Consider the following 15,798-nt stretch of genomic DNA (forward strand, 5'->3'; position numbering starts at 1 on the left):
ATGTCTAAACCGGTTCCATTCTTCATTGCACTGACCGCCTTGCTCTTTTCCATGTCCGCCGCTGCCGGGGCCCAGAGCGTATTCACCAACAAGCTGGGCATGCGCTTTGTACTCATCCCTGCCGGCTCTTTTTTAATGGGCAGCCCAAAAAGCGAAAAGGGCCGAAACTGGAATGAAAAGCAACACAGGGTCACCATCAGCAAAAGCTTTTACATGGGAGAAACCGAAGTCACCCAGGGCCAGTGGAACCGCCTGGTTTCCCCCAACCCCTCCGCCTTTAAGCTGGGCAGTGCCTACCCCGTGGATTCGGTTTCCTGGAACGACGCCGTGGCCTTTATAGATTATCTCAACAAGTGGGAAGGCACCACCAAGTACCGGCTGCCGACGGAGGCGGAATGGGAATATGCCTGCCGGGCGGGGAGCACCACGGCCTTTTCCTCCGGGCCTGTGACCACCTTTTCATGCAATGAACCGGAACCCGCCCTGGTGAAAACGGCATGGTACTGTTACAATTCCGGCCTTGCAGACCCGGCCCGGGACTTCAAACCCCACCCGGTCAGACTGCTCAAGCCCAACCGCTGGGGACTGTACGACATGCACGGAAATGTCCAGGAATGGGTCCAGGATGCCTGTGAATGGCGCAGCATATTAAAGGCCAAAGTCGGAGTCATCACCCGGACCTATGTGGACGGAATAAAAAATCCCCTGGAAACAAAGGGGGAGCGCCGGGTGGTCCGGGGCGGGGGATGGTACCAGACCGCCAAATACCAGCGGGCCGCATACCGGACCTACTATAAACCCATTGCCCGCAGGAACAGCCTGGGCTTCAGGGTCGTCAGAATGAGATAAACTATATCTATCCGGTTTCGCCCCGTCCCGGGGCCGGGATCGGTTGCAGGGAAGCAAAGGCCGCTCTTAGGCGGACTCTTTGGAGAATCTTGTCCGGAGAAAGAGACCGGCGCCCAGCATAAGTATATCCCTGACCAGCAGCCCCACGGCACTGGCCGTATCCTTGGTGTCGGCAAAGGAAAAGCATCCGCAGTCAAACTGGTGACCACGGGCAAGGTTGAATCCGATGATGATGATAAAGCAGGCCAGCATGGCATTTATCAGGATAAGGCCAGGCCGCTTGTAAAGCCCGGTGATCAGACAGATGCCAGCCAGAAGTTCCACAAAGGGCACAAAGATGGCCAGCAGATTGATCAAGGCCCCGGGAAAGACCCCGTAGCCGTAAAGAATCAGGGCAAACTGGTCCGGTGCAAGGATTTTGTGCCAGGAGGCCCAGATAAAGGAAACGCCCAGTGCCAGACGCAGGGCCCAGGTCACCACCTTCCCCGTTGACTTATTCCAATTCAAATTCCATCTCCTGCCATTCGCTGTATCCGCCGGCATACACCGACACATCGGTGTACCCCAGTTTCATCAGCCGGGCACCGAATGTATGACTGTCCCGGCAGGTCACGCCGGCACAGTACAAAAGAAGAGGAGCATCCTTTTCCACGGTTTCCAAAAACCGGCCTATGATCTGGTCATATTCACTCAGGGGATAGGACAAGGCACCCGGCAGATGCCCCTGGCTGTACATATCGGGCCGCCGCACATCCACCAGCACCACAAGGCCCGAATCAATCATCCGCTTCACCTTGAGGGGATTGTTGATTTCCCTGGCATGGACCGCATCATCGCTGTTGGAGCCGGCCATGATCACCCCGGCCGTCTTATCCCACTGGCCGACCAGGGGGATGCCCGCCGGAGAAAAGGTGTTGATCCCGAATCCCAAGAAAAATGCAGCCAGCATTATGGACAGGCAGCCCCGGATATCCTTCATATTCATGGCGGCATTCCAGCGTCCGGTCCGGATCATAATCTCGCCCGGATGGCCTTGAACACATTTACCCGCTTTTGGACAACCATGAGCATCAGCCATTTTTCCAACAGCGCGGCCATCCTTTTTTCCTGCTCGGATTCAGGCTCCTTCCTCCCCTCCTGGATATCCATCCCTTCCATTTCGGGAAGCGGGGCGGTATCAGGCGGAGTGCCCCGGGATTCCGACAGCTGTTCCTCCAGCCGGGTCACAGCCTCCTCGGCCTCGGAAACCATAGCCGCATCGCCACCCTCATGGGTAAGTGTCCGGTACATGGCAAGGGCGTCATCCAGATACCCCTGGGATTCATACAAACGGGCCAACTCAATACTGGCAAATTGTTCTGTCATGGCAAAAGGTCCTTTGGATTGGGGTCCTTTATAGTTGATTGATGTTTGAAAATCAGTTCGTCCGGCGCGGCCATACCGTGGTCATGCCTGGCCTTGTGCCGGATATATTCCAGATCATGCTTAAGGCGGTTGATCTCTTTTTCTATTCTTTTATTCTCCTGGGATTCCTTCCGGACCCGGGCAGTGATCCTGGCTTCCTTCTCAGTCAAGGCCCGGTAGTCCATCACCCCGTTGGTGGAAAAAAAAATCAGGCCTAAAATCAAAAGGACGATTCCGATCCCCAGATAAAGGCCGATCTTTTCAATGGTGGTCATATTCTTTGGGAAACTACCTTTTTCAATAGGTTTACATCCTGCTTTGCCGCCAGCCCGGCCCCTCCGAAGAAAAACAGAACGCCTGCAGCAATGGCAACGGCAAGTCCCAAACCCTGGGTCAAAACCGTTTCAGGCATCCATGCGGCCCAGAGCATCCAGATCCGCCGAACAAGAAACGCCATTATACCAGAGATAAAAAGCGCTCTGCAAGCACAAACCCATAAGGGTTTCAACCCGGCGTCCACAGGGGCGCACAGAGCGAGAATAAAGAATCCGGCACCGGCGGAGATGGCCACGGACAGGGCCAGTCCGGTCACGCCCAAGGCCCGGCCCAGAAATACCCCCAGCACCAGGTTGGTGCAGATGGCCCCAAGGCCGGCAAAAAAGGGCAGCCGGACATTGGCAAGGGCAAAATAGAAGGTCACAAAGAGCCGGGTGCCGGCCATGGCCCAGAGTCCGGCACAGAGCCAGAAAAGGCAATCCCCTGTCTGGGCGGCAGCCCCTGCGTCAAAAGCCCCCCGGCCGAACAAAAGGCTGACAATGGGACGGTTCAGCGCCATCATCCCGGCCATGGCCGGGATGGTCAAAAAAACGACCAGCCGGACCCCCATGTCAAATGCCGGCCGGACGCCGTCCATATTCTGGACTGCGGCCTTTCCCGAGAGCAAGGGGAGAAAGACCGTCGCCACAGAGGCGGCAAACAGGGCCAGGGGGAATTGCACCAGACGCTCGGCATAATAAAGGCAGGAGACCGCCCCCGGGGCCAGTTTGGATGCCAGCAGACCGGCCACCAGCATATTGATCTGGAATGCCGCCGCCCCGACAACCGAAGGCAGCAGCGTTTTAAGGGTACGGACCACCCCGGGATGCAAAAAAACGAACCGCCGGTAATCCAGCATCCCGGCGCGCCGCAGCCAGGGTAGCTGGAAGGCCAGCTGAACCAGCCCTCCTGCGGTCACCCCGGCCGCAAGCACCGACACCGGAGGTGAAAAACGATCCGCAAGAAACAAGGTGGCGGTGATGACGCAAAGATTCAGAATGATGGGGGTGGCCGCGGGTACGATAAAATTGCCCAGGGAATTGAGAACCCCCATGGACAGGGCAACCATAAAAATCACCCCCATATAAGGCAGCATGAGTTTCAACAGCAGCACAGACAGGGTCTGAGCATAGCTCCCCTGGGCATACCCCGGTGCCAGTATCCCAATGACCAGGGGGGCCAGATAGATCCCCACCACGACCAGGACGGCCGCAAATAAGGAAACCAAAAAACAGGCGGACAGGAACATGGATACGGCATTTTCCTTTCCTTCCCTTGCCATCACCCCTGAAAATACCGGTATAAAGGAGATGCTAAGAATTCCGTCGGCCATCATTTTTCGGGCAAGGTCAAAGGGCCTGAAGGCAATGAAAAAAGCGTCCGATGCCGGGGAGGCACCGAAAACGAATGCAATAAGGGCATCCCTCACCATCCCCAGAACCCTTGAAATCAATGTTATACTGCTGACGGAGGCCGCCTTTCTAAAAAAAATCACTCCAGCTTTTCCTTGACAAATCCCATTAATCCGTATATTTTATCGAATTTGAAATATGGTTTAATATTATTAATAATTTATAAATTTATGAAGGAGCTAGACCAAGTTGGCTAACCATAAATCCGCAAAGAAACGTGCAAAACAAAGTCAGGTTAGACGGATGAGAAACAAATCCGTAAAAACCAACCTCAAAACCCTGGAAAAAAAGCTGCGTGCAGCAAAAGAGGCCGGTGAAGCCACCGAAGAGCTGATGAAGCAGACCCAGTCTGCCATTCACAAAGCAGCCAAAAAAGGCATTGTTCACAAGAAAACCGCTTCCAGAAAGATTTCAAGACTTTTCAAACTTGTAAACGCTTAAGAACGCGCGTTTCGGCCTAGATTAGCACAGCCGGTCCAGACAGAAATACAGCACAGGCGTATATCTGGTTTACCAGATATACGCCTGTGGCGTTTTTAGAAATTGCTGGTCATCCGGCTGACAAGACGTTCTGCCACGCGCTGGGCAATGGTCTCCACAGCCTGGCGCTTATCCGCCTCATCCTCTACCGAATTGTCTGACACATCATAGGATTCCTGGGCGGAAAAATCCTTTACCGACCAGAGAATCTCACCCTCGGCGTCGATGAGCTTCACATCCACCACCGCCGTCACCCGGCGCTCCGTCACACTGGTGGAGGACGACCGGGACAGGGTTGCGAATGTAATGGATTTCACCGTCCCGGCAATCTTCCGGCCAGCCTCATCCACCACCCGTGTATCGGTTTTAGACGTGATTTCACGGATCAGTTCATTGGTAAAGCTGACCCCGGCACCGGGTTCGGAACTCCTGTTTTCAAATACGCCCACGGTCACCCGGGTCACATTTTCGTTTACATATCCGCCGCCGGCCAGGCGGTAGCCGCACCCTGCGGCCACCACCATGATCAACAGCACTGCAATCCCCAGTTTCAGTGTTTTCATCTTTACACCACGATGTTTACAAGGGTTTGTTTTTTCCGGATGACGATCATCTTTCTGACCGCCTTGCCCTCGACATATTTTACTATCCGGTCATCGGCCAATGCCATCTTCTTGATCTCTTCCTCATCCGTATCCGCGCCGGTGTTGAATTTTGCCCGGAGCTTCCCGTTCACCTGGACCACTACCAGCATCTCGTCCGAGGTCAACGAGTCCTCCCGGAATTCCGGCCAGGACTGCTCTATTATGGAGCCTTCGTGCCCCATGCGCCGGAAGAGTTCTTCGCAGAAATGGGGAACAATGGGAGAGAGAAGCAGGAGTACATTTTCCAGACTGAACCAAAGTACCGCACGCGTCTCATTGTCGGCCTTTTCAATATCAACGGCATACATGGCGTTGACCAGTTCCATTACAGCGGAGATGGCCGTATTAAAATGGAAACTGTCGTCAATGTCGTTGGTCACCTTTTGGATGGTCTGGTTGGCCTTAATGTACAGATCCTTGGCAGCGCCGGATTTCAGGTCGCCGGCCGGCCCAGTGTAAGGGGCGACACCCTGCATCTTTTCCATGCAATTGATGGCCAGCCGCCACACCCGGTTGACAAAGCGGTTGGAGCCTTCCACCCCGTCCTCACTCCATTCCAGATCCCGCTCGGGCGGTGCCGCAAAGAGGCAGAACAGCCGGGTTACGTCGGCGCCATACTGCTCCAGCAGGGCGTTGGGATCCACCACGTTTTTCTTGGACTTGGACATCTTGATCACCCGGCCCACTTCCACATCGCTGCCGCAGCGGGTGCAGCCCAGGCCCTCGCCTTTTTTCTCGGCCTCTTCCGGGAAGAGGAAGCCGTGTTCCGGGCAGGTCATGGTTTCCTTGCAGACCATGCCCTGGGTGAGCAGGCGGGTAAAGGGCTCTTTAAAATCAATCAGGCCCAGGGTATTGAGCACCCGCATGAAGTAGCGGGAATAGAGCAGATGGAGTACCGCATGCTCCACACCGCCGATGTACTGGTCAACCGGGGCCCAGTATTTCACAGCCTCGGGATCGAACATGCCCTGGTCGTACCGGGGAGAGCAGTATCTCAGGTAATACCAGGAGGACTCCACAAAAGTGTCCATGGTGTCGGTATCCCGGCGGGCATCTTCCCTGCCGCAGGCCGGACAGGTGGCCTGGGCAAAATAGTCCAGGGTGGGCAGGGGGGAGCCGCCCTTTTCAAGCAGATTGGCATCCTCGGGAAGCGTGATGGGCAGGTCGGATTCCGGCACAGGCACCACGCCGCAGGAGGGACAGTGGATCACCGGGATGGGTGCCCCCCAGTATCTCTGGCGGGAAATGCCCCAGTCCCGGAGGCGGTAGGAAATTGCTTTTTTACCCCGGCCTTCCTCGTCCAGCCAGTTGGTGATGGTTTCCAGAGCCTCTTCGCTGTCCATGCCGTCGAACTTTCCGGAATTTACCATCACCCCGCGGCCGGAAAAGGCCTCGGTCATGGTGGCTGGATCCAGAGTTTCTCCCTGGGGCTGAACCACGATGCGGATTTCAAGGCCATATTTTTTTGCAAATTCAAAGTCACGCTGGTCGCCGCAGGGCACGGACATGATGGCACCGGTGCCGTACTCCATGAGCACGAAGTTGGCCGTGTAGATGGGGATTTTCTCGCCGGTGGCCGGATTGATGCAGTGGGCGCCGGTGAACACCCCTTCTTTTTCATATTTTTCAATGCCGTCGGCGGAACGTTCCTGCTTGGACACCTTTTCCACAAAGGCGGCCACGGCGTCTTCCTGTTCCGTTCCCCTGGACAATTCCTCCACCAGGGGATGCTCCGGGGCCAGACACATGAAGGTGGCGCCGAACACTGTGTCCGGCCGGGTGGTAAAGACGTTGAGGTCCTCGTCCCTGCCGTCGATCTTGAACTTGAGCTCAGCACCGATGCTTTTGCCGATCCAGTTTTTCTGCATGGTCGTGACCTTGTCCGGCCATCCGGGCAGCTTATCGCAATAGACCAGGAGGTCCTCGGCATAATCGGTGATTTTAAAAAACCACTGCCAGAGTTTTTTCTGCTCTACGGGCTGTGAACAGCGCCAGCAGCAGTCCTGTTCCACCTGCTCGTTGGCCAGGACGGTCTGGCATTTTTCACACCAGTTGACATAGGACTCCTTGCGGTAGGCCATGCCCTTTTCAAGCATTTTTAAAAAGAGCCACTGCTCCCATCGATAATATTCGGGCCGGCAGGTGGCGATTTCCCGGTCCCAGTCGTAGGAAAAACCCATCTTTTTGAGCTGGGCCCGCATGGCCCTGATATTCTCATAGGTCCAGGCCGCCGGATGGGTGTTGTTGTCGATGGCCGCATTTTCCGCAGGCATCCCAAAGGCGTCCCATCCCATGGGATGAATGACATTGAACCCCTTCATCCGCTTGTACCGGACCACCACGTCGCCGATGGTGTAATTGCGCACATGGCCGATATGGATCTTACCCGACGGATACGGAAACATTTCCAGAAGATAGTATTTTTCTTTGGACCTATCTTCGGAAACCTTGAAAAGCTGATTTTTATTCCAGTAATCCTGCCATTTGGGTTCTACCTCGGCCGGGTTATACCGTTCCTCCATTATTCAAATTCCTTTCGAAAACATCTATTATTCAATAGTAAACTCTATTAGATGCCATATGCCGGATCAAATAGCAAGGGCGGCACACAAAGCTTTTGGATTAATTTTCGATTCGGGGGTATACTGCCCCCCATGACAACAAACCTGCACAAACTGACCCCGGCGGAACTGGGCCGGCTTTTCCCCGTTATCATCACCAGGGCGCAGCCGGAGTGGCCACAGATATTCACCCGGGAAAAACAGCGTCTGACAAGGCTTCTGAAACAAAAAATCTGCGGCAGGATTGAACATGTCGGCTCCACTGCGGTGCCGGGTCTGGCGGCTAAACCCACCATTGATATCCTCATTGAGATCGTTGACACGCCTGCCAACCGCGCCTCAATCATTGCCGCCATGGAAGACGAGGGATATATCCACATGAAGGAACAGAGCCACCTCATGATGGTCAAGGGGTATACACCGGCGGGCATGGAAATCCCATCCTTCCATATCCATATGGGCAGCCCCGGTTTTCCCAAGCTTGAGGAGATGATCCGGTTCAGGGACATCCTCAGGGCAGACCGGGCCGCCGCCCGGGACTACGAAACCCTGAAAAGGAGCTTGGCCCGCAGATACAGAACCGACCGGGAAACCTACACCCAGGCAAAGACAGACTTCATCCGGGCCCGCCTGGCGGATTAGATGCACTGCCGCAGGAGTCACCCCCCGCCGTCAACAAACCGCAGGTTGTACTCGTTATGCCTGCCACCCTGAATCTGGCCGTCCAGGGCATCCAGGGCCTCAATGAGATTGCCGGGCAGTGGCATTCCCACGGCGGCCAGGTTTTCATCAATATACCCTCTGCGTTTCATTCCGGGTATGGGCACCACCTCCCCGCCCCGGGACAACAGCCAGGCAAGGGAAAGCTGGGCCGGGGTGATCCCCATTTCCCGGGCCGCCTGCCATACCCCTTCCATGGCCGCCAGGTTTTCCGCCATATTCCCGGGCGCGAATCTGGGGATCTGCCGCCTGTAATCGGTATTTTCCAAACGGCTGGTATCCGCCACATTTCCGGTAAGCGCCCCTCGGCCCAAGGGGCTGAATGCCACCAAAGAAACCTTAAGCTCACGGCAGGCCGGAAGAATCTCTTTTTCCACCGCCCTGTGCCAGAGGGAATATTCTGACTGGATCGCCGTCACCGGATGAACCGCACAGGCCCGCCGGAGAATCCCGGCAGACACCTCGGACAACCCGAGGAACCGGACCTTCCCCTGCCGCACCAGGTCAGCCATGGCGCCCACGGTCTCCTCCACCGGCACATCGGGGTCCAGGCGATGCATATAGTAAAGGTCTATCTCATCGATCCCCAGCCGGCGCAGACTGGCCTCACAGGCCCGTACCACGTACCCGGGCCGGCCGCAGACAGCCACATTCCCCTTCTCATCCCCCACAAACCCAAACTTGGTTGCCACCACGGCCTCTTTGCGCCTGCTCCGGAGCACCCTTCCGATGAGCCTTTCATTATGCCCGTCCCCGTAGACATCCCCCGTATCCAAGAAATTAATCCCCAGATCCAGGCAGCGGTTGACCGTGGCAATGGACTCCCCCTCATCGGCCCTGCCATAGGCGTGGGACATGCCCCAGCACCCCAGCCCCATCGCAGATACCTGCAAATGCCCCTTTCCCAACACTCGATATTTCATCCTGTTCCTCCCAACAATTGCCATGCCCTCGTTCCCATACAACTTGCTGCCCGCCGGGGCAAGAAGCTGTTTCAACAGTTGCCTGCCATCATTTTCCGGCCGGCGGCCTCCCCCATTCGGCCCGGGTGTCTCGCGGCAACACAATACCGCAGAAACATTTTGTAACACAATCCCATAGATTTAATACAAAAAAGCCAAGGATATTCAGCTATGATTAGATTGGGAGCACACGCCGGCAACGGTTGCTATTTTCCACGGGCTGGTATAATAAATTCCAGGTATGGATCCGGGATCTTACCGGTCCGGGCATGGTTCACCAAAAGAACGGAAACGAGGTATGAAACGCGTCACAGACATTTTAATATTTGGCTTTATGACCCTGCTTTTTGCCGGATGCACTGCGGCAACGAACCAGCCGGCAGCAAAAAGCGAAGATGTGTGGAACGAAGAGATACAGGAGATGGCCGACAGCGGCCAGACCTATAAACCCGCGGGCAACGGCGTGGTTTTCTTCAATAAAAACAAGCCCCGGCTCAAAACCGTACAGATATGGCTGGAAAGCGGCAAAACAGTATCTGCAAAAATAAAAGAATACATTGCCGGCATCATGCCGGGCAAAGGCGCATCCGGCACGAGCCTGGCACAAAAAATTGCAGGCAGGTGGTACGGCCTGGACACCAACCATGAGTCCGCAGTGGTGTTTACATTTGAACCCGACGGGCGATTTGTCCGCCAGGCCGGAGACGAAATCGAAACCGGCAGATATGAGTTTGAGCCGGCTGCCGATCCGGACAGCATCACATTTACCCCCCAGGCGCTGCCCGGGGGACGCTCAAGGCAATTTGAATTTATCACCGACGACGCCCTGCTTTTCAAGGGGGGACACCGGGACCTGATCCTCTTTAAACAGAGTTGATATGGTACGATTCCAGGCTTTCTGCCATCCCATGCCATTGATTTTCCAATAATAATTCAACTTGACCAAATCCCCGACGAATGATATAAGAGATGGTTTTGAAATCACCTGACAGGCAGGTGATTCATGTATTAATCCTTGCTCCGGGCCGAAACAGCGGACGGGGCTTTATATCCGCAAGGAGAAAAAATGAGGAAATATGAAACTGTAATTATTTCTGACCCTGATCTTCAGGATCAAACACGTGCCGAACTGTTTGATAAAATCAGAAATATCATTGCCAGAGAAAACGGTATTCTTTTAGACTGTGACGAATGGGGCAGCAAAAAGCTGGCCTATGAAATCAAGAAAAAACTCCGCGGTTACTATACCTGCCTGACCTACGGCGGAACCGGTGACCTGGTAAAAGAGCTTGAAAGAAACCTCCGTCTCAGCGACGACATCATGAAGTTCATGACCATCCTTCTTTCCGACAACGTCACTGCCGAATCCCTTGAACAGGAGCTTGCAGACGCCAAGGAAGCCGAAGCTGCAGAAGAAGCAGCCAAAGCCGAGGAAGCAGCCCAGGCTGAAGAAGAAGCCGAGGAAGCACCTGCCGAAGCGAGCGAAGAAGCTGAAGCCCCTGCTGAAGAAGCCGAAGCAGCCGACACCCAGGAATAATTCATTTACGAAGGAGAGATACTATGTATAAAGGTCAAAGAGGCGGAAAGAACAGATTCTACCAGCGCCGCAAAATCTGCAGATTCTGCGTGGACAGCAACATGGAAATTGATTACAAAAACCCCAAGTCCTTGAGACAGTTCATCACCGAACGGGGCAAAATCATTCCCAGACGGATCACCGGCACCTGCGCCAAACACCAGCGTCAGCTGGCACTGGCCATCAAGCAGTCCCGTCAGATCGCCCTGCTGCCCTTTGTCGGCCGCCCCATGCATTAAAACTTCACAGGATCCGCAAGAGTAAACCATGCCTTTACCCCTGACCCATCCGGCCGTGATCAAGGAAACCCTCAAAGGGATTTCCTTTTGCATCCTGATATTCGGTGCGGTTGTGGCCTTTCCCCTGCTGGGGATATTCGCCCTGTTGCTTCTGCCCCTGCCGGTGTTGTTTTACCGGCTCAAGGTGGGACGGAACTGCGGGCTGGCCATCGTGACAGTCAGCTTTCTCATTTTGCTGCTCATGACACGGGGACTGGCATTCGATATTCTCTATTTTGGATCCTTGCTCATGACCGGCCTGTTCTTAGGCGAGTGCCTGGAACGCCACCTGGACATCCAGAAAACCATCGGATACACCACGGCCCTGGTTACGGGATCGGCCTTTGCCGCCTTTTTCCTGTATACCCTCACCCAGGGACAGGGCATGGAAGCTATCCTGACGGAGTATCTGGGCACCTATTTTAAAATGACCGCCGAAGTCTACTCGGAAATGGGCATTGAACAGGGCCAGATTGAGCAGCTTAACTCAGCCTTCATGGTGATTTTGCCGGGTATGTTCCTTATATCCTATATTTCCACCATCTGGTTGAACATCCTGATCATCAGAAACATGCTCAAAAAACGGGGTGTTGAACTTAAAAGCATCGATTGCCTGAACCGCTACCGGGCACCGGAACTCCTGGTCTGGGCGGTGATCGGCCTGGGCCTTGCCCTGATGCTGCCGGTACAGCCCCTGAAAATCATCGGCATCAACTGTATGATCGTTTTAATGCTTGTTTATTTTTTTCAAGGAATTGCTGTTGTATCTTTTTACTTCCAGAAAAAGGGAACCCCAATGGCCTTTAAAGTGTTCTGCTACAGCCTGATCGCACTTCAGGTCTATGTACTGATCCTGGTCATCGGCCTGGGGTTTTTCGACAACTGGATCAATTTCAGAAAGATCAACACAGCCGCATGATAAATTAAAACCCGGCCGGCGAAAGCCTTACGGCCGGATTTTGGAGGTTTATAATGAAAGTCATATTAAAAGAGACCATCGATACGCTGGGTATCGCCGGCACGGAGTGCGAGGTATCCGCCGGTTACGGACGGAACTACCTGCTTCCCCAGGGGAAAGCGGTTCTTGCCACACCCGCCAACAGACGGGTAATGGAGCAGGCCCGGGCCAAACTGGAACTCCAGATTGCCAAGGAAAGAAAACTGGCCGAAGAGATGGCTGACAAAATCAAAGACATCACCTGCACCATCAAGGCCAAGGTCCGTGAAGAAATCTACCTTTACGGTTCCGTGACCACCCACGACATCAAGGATGCCCTGGAAGCCCAGAACATTGAGGTTGAACGTCGGGTTATTCTTCTGGCCGAGCCCATCAAGGAGACAGGCGAATACAAAGTACCCATCCGCCTGTACAAAGATGTTGAGCCGGAAATCACCGTGAGCGTGGTTGCCGAAGAAAAAGAAGAAAAGTAGTTCATCCATAAGCCGGCGGTCCATGTTGTTTACATGGCCCGCCGGTTTTTTCCTTATTTAGACCTGGATTGCCGTGGCAAAAAAACAAATCACAAAACCGGACCCAGTCAAAAGCGACCCCCTGCTCAGCCGCACCCCGCCCCACGACCTTGACGCGGAAGAATCCCTCCTGTCCGCCATATTCATCAACAATGACACCCTGATGGACGTCCTTGAAATCCTCACCCCCGAAGATTTCTACAAAGGCGCTCATAAAAAGATTTTCAGGGTGATCATAGAGCTGGCGGCAAAAGAGGACCCCGTGGACCTGATCACCGTGGCCAACGCCCTCAACGAAAAGGACGAACTGGAGGCCATCGGCGGAGCCGCCTATCTGGCCGGCATATCCGATGCCGCCCCGGTGGCGGTGAATGCGGTCCACTATTCAAAAATCATCAGGGGAAAGGCCGACCTGCGGCGGCTCATCGATGCCTCGTCAAAAACCATTGAACGCTGCCTGGAGGACAAGGGGGATTTCAAGGACATTCTGGACGAGGCCGAAGCCGCTGTTTTCCAGATTGCCGAACGCAAAACCGGCGGCGCCTTCAAGTCCCTGGGCGAACTCATCGACCTGAACATCGACCAGTTGGAAGAGCAGCAGGGCAAGGACGGCGGCCTGGCCGGTCTTTCAACCGGCTATCCCAGGCTGGACCAGATCACCTCGGGCCTTTCCGGTTCCGACCTGATCATCCTGGCCGCCCGCCCCTCCATGGGCAAAACGGCCTTTGCCCTGAACATCGCACGGAATGTGGCCTTCACCGACCGACAGCCCGTGGCCGTATTCTCCCTGGAAATGTCCTGTGACCAGCTGTCCATGCGGCTGCTGACCTCTGAGGCCCGCATCGATTCCAATCGGCTGCGTACCGGGTTTATCAGCCCCGAGGACTGGCAGAACGCCACCGATGCGGCAGGAATTCTCAATGAAATGCCCATTTTCATCGATGACACCCCCGGTATTTCGGTGATGGACCTGCGGGCCAAGTGCAGAAAACTCTACCAGAAAAACGGAGGCCTGGGCCTGGTGGTCATCGACTACCTCCAGCTGATGAAAGCCCCCTTTAGATCCGACCGCCGAGACCTTGAAATCGCGGAAATCTCCCGCTCCCTCAAAGCCCTGGCCAAGGAACTCAACGTACCCGTCGTCGCCCTCTCCCAGCTCAACCGTATGCTGGAACAGCGGGCAGACAAACGCCCCATGATGTCCGACCTCAGGGAATCAGGCGCCATTGAGCAGGATGCTGATATCATCGCCTTTATATACAGGGACGAGGTATATAATAAGGAACCGGACAATCCTAAAAAAGGAACTGCCGAAATCATTGTGGCCAAAAACAGAAACGGTGCCATCGGCACGGCCCACATGATATTCAACGGCCAATTCACAAGATTTGAAGAGCTGGCACCGGATCACTACCAGGGATTTGAATGAAAAGAATAGTCTACGGCAATACTGAAGGGCTTCGTAAAACCCAGATCCAGCGCATCGAAGACCTGTACACATTTAAATCTCCGCCGGAATTTATTGTAGATTCCGAGACCGCTGAGGAAATGACGGCCATCAGCCATGAAATCAGCCGTCAGATCGGAATCCTGCTGGACCGAAACGGAAAAGTGGTCTGTGTCATTGCCGGTGAGCCCCACCGCATCGTGATCCCGGTCACGTCGGACTATATGGCAGGGCCCGGCCGCCTCAAGGGGCTGCGCTGCGTCCACACCCACCTCTCCGACGAACCCCTGACCCAGGACGACCTCACCGACCTTGCCCTGCTGCGCCTGGATTATATCACGGCGCTGTGTCCCGCACCGGAAGGGCGGCCAGGCAAGATCTACTCCGCCCACATCCTTCCCGACCCCGACGCCGAGCCCTACCAGGTGGAACCGGTGGCAACCATTGAGGGCCTGGACATCGACTGCCGGGCCAAAATCTTTGAACTGGAATCGGAACTGGCCCGGCACAACCGGCAGCACCGGCCTGAATCCGGACGGGAAAACGCCTTTCTCATCAATGCGGTAACGGAGAACCCCAGGGATGCCTGGGTCTCCATGGATGAACTCAAAGAGCTGTGCAAAACCAGCCACATCAGGGTTATTGATACGGCCATCCAGCGGAGAAAAAAAATTGACCCCAAGTTTGTGGTGGGAAAGGGCAAACTGGCCGATCTCATCATCAAAGCCATCCAGAACTATGCCACCATGCTGGTATTTGACCGGGAGCTCTCCCCTTCCCAGATCCGCTCCATCACGGATTTTGTGGAGATGAAGGTCATTGACCGGACCCAGCTCATCCTGGATATTTTTGCCAACCAGGCCAAATCCAGGGAAGGTAAATTCCAGGTGGAACTGGCCCAGCTGGAATACATGCTGCCCCGGCTCATCACCAAAAATACGGCCATGTCCCGCCTCACCGGCGGCATCGGCGGCAGGGGGCCCGGTGAAACCAAGCTGGAAGTAAATAGGCGCAGGGCAAGGGACCGTATTTCCCGGCTGAAAAAAGAAATCGAAAAAATAAGAAAGCAGCGCAAGCAGCAGAAATCCAGACGCAAACGCCGGGATCTGCCCGTCATCTCCATTGTGGGATACACCAACGCAGGCAAATCCACCCTGCTCAACACCCTGACCCAGAGCAATATCATCGCGGCCAACAGGCTATTTGCCACCCTGGATCCCTCATCACGGCGGCTGCGCTTTCCCAGGGACAAGGAAGTGATCATCACCGACACCGTCGGATTCATCCAGAACCTGCCCAAGGAATTGATGGAGGCCTTCCACGCCACCCTGGAGGAACTGGCCGAAGCAGACGTTATTCTCCACGTCATCGACATCTCCAACCCAAGGTATATGCAGCAAAAGGACTCCGTGGAGAAACTGCTTAAAAAACTGGAACTGGACAAGATCCCCACCCTTTACGTTTTCAACAAAATGGACCGGGCCGACCTCAACGATTTTGACAACCCCTGGCTGCTGAACCAGGGACTTCTGGTTTCTGCCCTGGAAAAAAAGAGCCTGGCTCCCCTGGTTGAAAAACTGGAGGCCATGGTTTAGGGAAAACGGCCCAGGCCAGATTGGTGTTGACCTAACCTTGGATATACTTTACAAAGAACTCATTAACCCACACAGACAACCGGAC

Annotated in this window: 18 protein-coding genes; 10 read left to right on the top strand and 8 right to left on the bottom strand. The window is 54.8% G+C overall.

What is annotated here, in order from left to right; all coding sequences use genetic code 11:
- Positions 1–849 (top strand): formylglycine-generating enzyme family protein, encoded by an 849-nt coding sequence (locus HUN04_03635; GenBank protein ID WDP88874.1) that lies wholly within the window; start codon positions 1–3, stop codon positions 847–849.
- A 66-nt stretch (positions 850–915) separates the two neighbouring features.
- Here the strand turns inward: HUN04_03635 and HUN04_03640 are convergent, their stop codons facing one another.
- From HUN04_03640 to murJ, 5 genes are read right to left on the bottom strand one after another with little or no spacing between them, the layout of a single operon-like run.
- Entirely contained in the window at positions 916–1,404 is a 489-nt protein-coding gene (locus HUN04_03640; protein ID WDP88875.1) for a DoxX family membrane protein, read from the bottom strand.
- Complete coding sequence (locus HUN04_03645; protein WDP88876.1) at positions 1,343–1,864, bottom strand: rhodanese-like domain-containing protein; 522 nt, start codon at positions 1,862–1,864, stop codon at positions 1,343–1,345. The genes HUN04_03640 and HUN04_03645 overlap by 62 nt, the downstream gene beginning before the upstream one ends.
- A complete protein-coding gene (locus HUN04_03650) occupies positions 1,861–2,214 on the bottom strand; it encodes a hypothetical protein (protein ID WDP88877.1) in 354 nt (117 codons plus the stop codon). The genes HUN04_03645 and HUN04_03650 overlap by 4 nt, the downstream gene beginning before the upstream one ends.
- A complete protein-coding gene (locus HUN04_03655) occupies positions 2,211–2,528 on the bottom strand; it encodes a septum formation initiator family protein (protein ID WDP88878.1) in 318 nt (105 codons plus the stop codon). The genes HUN04_03650 and HUN04_03655 overlap by 4 nt, the downstream gene beginning before the upstream one ends.
- Positions 2,525–4,063, bottom strand: a complete 1,539-nt coding sequence (murJ, locus tag HUN04_03660) for a murein biosynthesis integral membrane protein MurJ (protein ID WDP88879.1) — start codon at positions 4,061–4,063, stop codon at positions 2,525–2,527. Before murJ ends, HUN04_03655 begins: the two co-directional genes overlap by 4 nt.
- 106 nt (positions 4,064–4,169) lie before the next feature.
- Between murJ and rpsT the strand changes: the two genes are divergently transcribed.
- On the top strand, positions 4,170–4,421 hold the full coding sequence (gene rpsT / locus HUN04_03665) for a 30S ribosomal protein S20 (protein WDP88880.1): 252 nt from the start codon (positions 4,170–4,172) through the stop codon (positions 4,419–4,421).
- 95 nt (positions 4,422–4,516) lie between these two features.
- Here rpsT and HUN04_03670 read toward each other — a convergent pair whose 3' ends face one another.
- Entirely contained in the window at positions 4,517–5,023 is a 507-nt protein-coding gene (locus HUN04_03670) for a hypothetical protein (protein ID WDP88881.1), read from the bottom strand.
- 2 nt (positions 5,024–5,025) lie between these two features.
- Positions 5,026–7,626: a leucine--tRNA ligase gene (locus HUN04_03675; GenBank protein ID WDP88882.1), complete on the bottom strand. Its 2,601-nt coding sequence runs from the start codon at positions 7,624–7,626 to the stop codon at positions 5,026–5,028.
- Positions 7,627–7,758: 132 nt separating this feature from the next.
- Here HUN04_03675 and HUN04_03680 point away from each other — a divergent pair, with 132 nt between their 5' ends.
- Positions 7,759–8,307, top strand: a complete 549-nt coding sequence (locus HUN04_03680; GenBank protein ID WDP88883.1) for a GrpB family protein — start codon at positions 7,759–7,761, stop codon at positions 8,305–8,307.
- 17 nt (positions 8,308–8,324) lie between these two features.
- Here the strand turns inward: HUN04_03680 and HUN04_03685 are convergent, their stop codons facing one another.
- Positions 8,325–9,308 (bottom strand): aldo/keto reductase, encoded by a 984-nt coding sequence (locus tag HUN04_03685; GenBank protein ID WDP88884.1) that lies wholly within the window; start codon positions 9,306–9,308, stop codon positions 8,325–8,327.
- Between the two features lie 337 nt (positions 9,309–9,645).
- Between HUN04_03685 and HUN04_03690 the strand changes: the two genes are divergently transcribed.
- The 7 genes from HUN04_03690 (at position 9,646) to hflX (ending at position 15,713) form a co-directional block, all read left to right on the top strand.
- Complete coding sequence (locus tag HUN04_03690) at positions 9,646–10,224, top strand: hypothetical protein (GenBank protein ID WDP88885.1); 579 nt, start codon at positions 9,646–9,648, stop codon at positions 10,222–10,224.
- Positions 10,225–10,413: 189 nt separating this feature from the next.
- On the top strand, positions 10,414–10,884 hold the full coding sequence (rpsF, locus tag HUN04_03695; GenBank protein ID WDP88886.1) for a 30S ribosomal protein S6: 471 nt from the start codon (positions 10,414–10,416) through the stop codon (positions 10,882–10,884).
- 23 nt (positions 10,885–10,907) lie between these two features.
- Positions 10,908–11,162 carry a 30S ribosomal protein S18 gene (locus HUN04_03700; protein ID WDP88887.1) on the top strand — a complete coding sequence of 85 codons (255 nt, stop codon included), beginning with the start codon at positions 10,908–10,910 and terminating at the stop codon, positions 11,160–11,162.
- A gap of 28 nt (positions 11,163–11,190) precedes the next feature.
- Positions 11,191–12,120, top strand: coding sequence for a DUF2232 domain-containing protein (locus tag HUN04_03705; GenBank protein ID WDP88888.1), 930 nt, complete (start codon positions 11,191–11,193; stop codon positions 12,118–12,120).
- 53 nt (positions 12,121–12,173) lie between these two features.
- Positions 12,174–12,632 (top strand): 50S ribosomal protein L9, encoded by a 459-nt coding sequence (locus HUN04_03710; protein WDP88889.1) that lies wholly within the window; start codon positions 12,174–12,176, stop codon positions 12,630–12,632.
- Positions 12,633–12,720: 88 nt separating this feature from the next.
- A complete protein-coding gene (gene dnaB, locus HUN04_03715; protein ID WDP93149.1) occupies positions 12,721–14,100 on the top strand; it encodes a replicative DNA helicase in 1,380 nt (459 codons plus the stop codon).
- On the top strand, positions 14,097–15,713 hold the full coding sequence (gene hflX / locus HUN04_03720; GenBank protein WDP88890.1) for a GTPase HflX: 1,617 nt from the start codon (positions 14,097–14,099) through the stop codon (positions 15,711–15,713). The genes dnaB and hflX overlap by 4 nt, the downstream gene beginning before the upstream one ends.
- Positions 15,714–15,798 lie beyond the last annotated feature (85 nt).

This window comes from Desulfobacter sp., assembly GCA_028768525.1.
Classification (GTDB): Bacteria; Desulfobacterota; Desulfobacteria; order Desulfobacterales; family Desulfobacteraceae; genus Desulfobacter.